Below are 4214 nucleotides of genomic sequence, written 5' to 3'. Positions count from 1 at the left end.
CTGGACGTGGCGCTGAATGACGCGTGGGTTTGGGAGAACGTGCCTGCTCTCGTGTGGGAGTACACGATTGGTGGGTATCAGGTGATGAAGAAGTGGCTCAGTTACCGCGAGTTTGGCGTGCTGGGCCGCGCCCTGACGCTGGATGAGGCGCGGGAGGTGAGTCGCATGGCGCGGCGACTGGCGGAACTGGTGCTGCTGGGGCCGCAGCTGGACGCGAGTTACGCGCGGGTGCAGGGGGACGTGTGGGCGTGGGGTGCCGGGGGCTGAGTAAACCTGCGCTGGTGGGTGACCCCTCAGTCCGCTGCGCGGCCAGCTCCCCCCAGGGGGAGCCAGGATGTTCCGCTCTACCCGTGCCGCATGCGTCCCTGATACGTCACGATCCGCCCGCCCACGTCGTGAATCTGCTTGATGGCGTCGGTGAAGCGGTGGCCGACCTCGCCGGGCTTGTGGGCGTCGCTGCCCAGCACAAAGGGGATGCCGCGTTCGGCGGCCTGCCGGGTCAGGTCCGGGGCGGGGTAGGCCTCGGCGACTGGTTTGCGCCATCCGGCCGTGTTGAAGTCCAGACTCAGGCCGCGCTCGGCGATCACGTCCAGCGCATGCAGCGCGGCGTACCCGTCCGGGTCGCGGTGCCCGAATTTTTTGGGCAGGTCCAGGTGCCCGATGGAGTCGAACAGCCCTGATTTTGCGGCGCCTTCGACCAGCGCGTAGTAATCGCGGTAGACGCCCGCCAGGTCGCGGTTGTCGTATTCCGCGATGAACTCCGGGTTGTCCAGGCCCCACGCGCCGATGTAATGAATGCTGCCGATCACGTAATCCCACGCGTGCGCGCCCAGCACGCCTTCCAGGTAGCGTTCCGTGCCAGGGTGAAAGTCCGCTTCCAGGCCCAGGCGCACGTCCAGCCGCCCGGAGAACTCGGCCTGCACGGCCCGCACGTCCTCGACGTACTGTGTCAGTTGATCCAGGCGCATGCGCCACGGCGCGTCGTACCACGCGGGCATCGGCGTGTGATCCGTGAAACAGATACCTGTCAGTCCGGCGTCCAGCGCCGCCTGGGCGTACTCGCGGGGTGAGCCCGTGGCATGCCCGCACAGGGGCGTGTGCATATGAGAATCGAACAGCGGTCCAGTCATGCCCACAGGGTACGGCAACCCTGGGGCTGTCCTTCACGTGCGGGAAGCCCATGGTGGGGGAGGTGCCCTGTGCACCAGGCATGATCAGTGCAGGCAGGGCCGCCACCAGTAGCGGCGGGGCGTCCGTCGCGTTCGATCTGATACCGACTGCGTCGGTTTGGCTTACAAGTTGCCTATGCACCGAACTCTCGAACACCACTCCCGGGACCCTCTGTGCGCCCATTCGCTGCGCGGCGCAGCTCCGCGAGGCCGCTTGAATGATCCGGGTGTCGCAAACCATTCCAACTGATACGGACTGTTTCGCTGACACTCCGGAACTTCACCGGATTGGCAGCTCCACGTCCGGAACCCGTTTCTCTCCCACTCGCATCCGCTCGTATTGAATGGTCTTTGCAGCCCATCCAATCGGAGTCCGTTCGATACGGATGCCGGTTGATTCGGTGCGGTTCCGATGGAGTCCGGGCGGATGCGAACAGGATCAACAGACGTCTCTGGGCGGTATGGAGGCGCAGGCGGCGGCCTTCCCGACTGTGGCGCAGTGACGCGCACTTCGTATGACTTCGCATAAGGCAAGGCGCGTGCGCGAGGCGGTGGTGGCCGCCTCCCGCTTCTCGTGCCCTATATCCTGGCCTGCATGTCCAGTCATCCAGAATGCATATTCATGCGCTACCGATCCGGGGTGAGGCCAGGCTGACATGAAGCGGGTATACTCCTCGCCTATGACGAAGGTCGCCCCAAAGAAGAAAAACCAGGCCAAGGCCGGTGCCGCCCCCAAACAGACTGCGGCGGCGCAGAATTCTGCTGCGAAAAAAGATGCAGTCGCCGCGCAGGCTGACGGACCCGCGCTGCTCACCCTGGACACGCTGCCCAGGCCCGTCATGGCCGGGCGTGACTTCCTCGGGAACCTCGACATGACTGCTGGCGAACTGCGCGCCGTGCTGGACACCGCGCATTCCATGAAACGCGGCGAGTGGCGCGCCGTGAAACCCCTGACGGGCCTGAGCATCGCCCTGGTGTTCGAGAAGGCCAGTCTGCGCACCCGCACCACCTTTGACGTGGGCATGTACCAGCTTGGCGGGCACGCCATCACGCTCAGCAACACCGAGATCGGCCTCGGCACCCGCGAACGCGTCAGTGACGTCGCCCGTAACCTCGAGCGCTGGGTGGACGCCGTCATGGGCCGCGTGTACCTCCAGCAGACCCTCCAGGAACTCGCGCAGCACGCCAGTATTCCCGTCATCAACGGCCTGAGCGACATGCTGCACCCCGCGCAACTGCTGGCGGACTACCAGACCATCGAGGAAGCGTTCGGCACCGACCTCACGGGCCGCCGCGTCGTGTACATCGGTGACGGCAACAACCTCGCCAACAGCCACATTCACATGGGCGTCCTGACCGGCACCGACGTGACCATCGTCACGCCCGTCGGCTACGAACCGAACGCCGGAGTCCTCATGGACGCCGTGCGGGCCGGCGTGAACATCACCCTCACCAACGATCTCGCCGCCATCGCCGGAGCGGACGTGCTGTACACCGACGTGTGGATCAGCATGGGCCAGGAAGCCGAGGCCGACATCCGCCGCCGCGCCTTCCAGGGCTACCAGGTCACGCCGGAAATGCTCGACACCCTCGCCCCGCACGGCATCTTCCTGCACTGCCTGCCCGCCCACTACGGCGAGGAGACCGTCCCCGAAGCCACCGAGCACCCCAGGAGCCGCGTGTTCGATCAGGCCGAAAACCGCCTGCACGCCCAGAAAGCCCTGCTGTACCACGTCATGGGCGACCTGAAACCCCGCTGGTGATGAACACCCTCACCCCCCGCCTGACCCTGCGGCCCCTGACGCCCGACGACCTGCCCTCTGTCCTGGCCCACGGGAACGAACCGCAGGTCGCGGGGGCACGGGGCTGCGTGGGGCGCGGCAAGACGTACGAGCAGGCCCTGTGCCGCGAGACGCAGGAGGAACTGGACCTGCGGCGACCTGAAACGACCCGCGCCACTGCGCGACCCGGTAGGGCGTTCGTGACGCGCCGCCTCTGCCAGACGCACCTGAAACCAGGGATGTCCCTGGCTATGAACCTCGAACGCCTGCAAGCGCAGGTCACGCAGTCTCTGATGGAGAATCAAGCATGACAGTCCCCAGGGTGTTTATTGACGGCGAGGCCGGAACGACCGGTCTTCAGATCCGCTCCCGGCTGGAGGGGCGGGCGGATATCGAGCTGCTGAGCATCGACCCGGCGCGGCGCAAAGACAGGGCGGCGCGGGCAGAGCTGCTGAACGCGGCGGACGTGTCGGTCCTGTGCCTGCACGACGACGCGGCGCGCGAGGCAGTTACGCTGACCACGAATCCGGCGGCGCGGCTGCTGGACGCCAGTACGGCGCACCGGGTGAATCCGGCGTGGGTGTTCGGTTTCCCCGAGCTGAATGCGGGGCAGGCGGACGCGATCCGCGCGGCGCGCTTCGTGGCGAACCCCGGCTGTTACAGCACGGGCGCGATCTCGCTGCTGGCGCCGCTGACGGGCGCGGGCCTGATCCCGGCGGACTTCCCGGTCAGTATCCAGGGGTACAGCGGCTATACCGGTGGGGGCCGGGCGCTCGTGGACGCACACGAGAAGAACGAACCGCACGCCATGAAGGGCGAGTTCCTGAGTTACGCGCTGGGCCTGGAGCACAAGCACATCCCCGAGACCATGCGCTACGGGGGCCTGAGCCGCACGCCGGTGTTCACGCCGAACGTGGGCGCGTGGGCGCAGGGCATGACCGTGACCATCCCACTGCACCTGCGCGAGCTGGGGACCACGCCGGACGCCCTGCACGCGGCGCTAACGGCGCATTACGCCGGGCAGCCGTACGTGCGCGTGTTCGACATGACCGACAACCCGCCGGTGCTGGACCCGCAGACCCTGAACGGCACGAACAACCTGGAACTGTTCGTATACCCCTCGGGGGACGGCGAGCGGGCGGTGCTGGCCGCGCGGCTGGACAACCTCGGGAAGGGCGCGGGCGGCGCGGCGGTGCAGAACCTGAACCTCATGCTGGGCCTGGGCTGATACGGACTGCGGTTGATTCGGTGCACTTCCGAATCA

The 4214-nt window shown here is 66.8% G+C and carries 5 protein-coding genes; 4 read left to right on the top strand and 1 reads right to left on the bottom strand.

The window, feature by feature from the left end; translation table 11 throughout:
* Window positions 1-267: type ISP restriction/modification enzyme (locus tag QZ271_RS14060; protein WP_291432526.1), on the top strand; the 267-nt coding region annotated here is incomplete at its 5' end.
* Window positions 268-344: 77 nt separating this feature from the next.
* Here QZ271_RS14060 and QZ271_RS14055 read toward each other — a convergent pair.
* On the bottom strand, window positions 345-1130 hold the full coding sequence (locus QZ271_RS14055; protein WP_291432524.1) for a histidinol-phosphatase: 786 nt from the start codon (window positions 1128-1130) through the stop codon (window positions 345-347).
* An 878-nt stretch (window positions 1131-2008) separates the two neighbouring features.
* On the opposite strand from QZ271_RS14055, the gene argF reads away from it, so the two are divergent.
* From argF to argC, 3 genes are read left to right on the top strand one after another with little or no spacing between them, the layout of a single operon-like run.
* Window positions 2009-2932 carry an ornithine carbamoyltransferase gene (gene argF / locus QZ271_RS14050; RefSeq protein ID WP_291432528.1) on the top strand — a complete coding sequence of 308 codons (924 nt, stop codon included), beginning with the start codon at window positions 2009-2011 and terminating at the stop codon, window positions 2930-2932.
* Window positions 2932-3261, top strand: coding sequence for a hypothetical protein (locus QZ271_RS14045; RefSeq protein WP_291432521.1), 330 nt, complete (start codon window positions 2932-2934; stop codon window positions 3259-3261). The genes argF and QZ271_RS14045 overlap by 1 nt, the downstream gene beginning before the upstream one ends.
* Complete coding sequence (argC, locus tag QZ271_RS14040) at window positions 3258-4178, top strand: N-acetyl-gamma-glutamyl-phosphate reductase (protein ID WP_291432519.1); 921 nt, start codon at window positions 3258-3260, stop codon at window positions 4176-4178. The genes QZ271_RS14045 and argC overlap by 4 nt, the downstream gene beginning before the upstream one ends.
* Window positions 4179-4214 lie beyond the last annotated feature (36 nt).

It is taken from the genome of Deinococcus sp. (genome assembly GCF_018260555.1).
In the GTDB taxonomy this organism is placed as follows: Bacteria; Deinococcota; Deinococci; order Deinococcales; family Deinococcaceae; genus Deinococcus.
The sequence above is the reverse complement of the archived record's forward strand: the minus strand, read 5'-3'. Positions and strand labels throughout refer to the sequence as shown.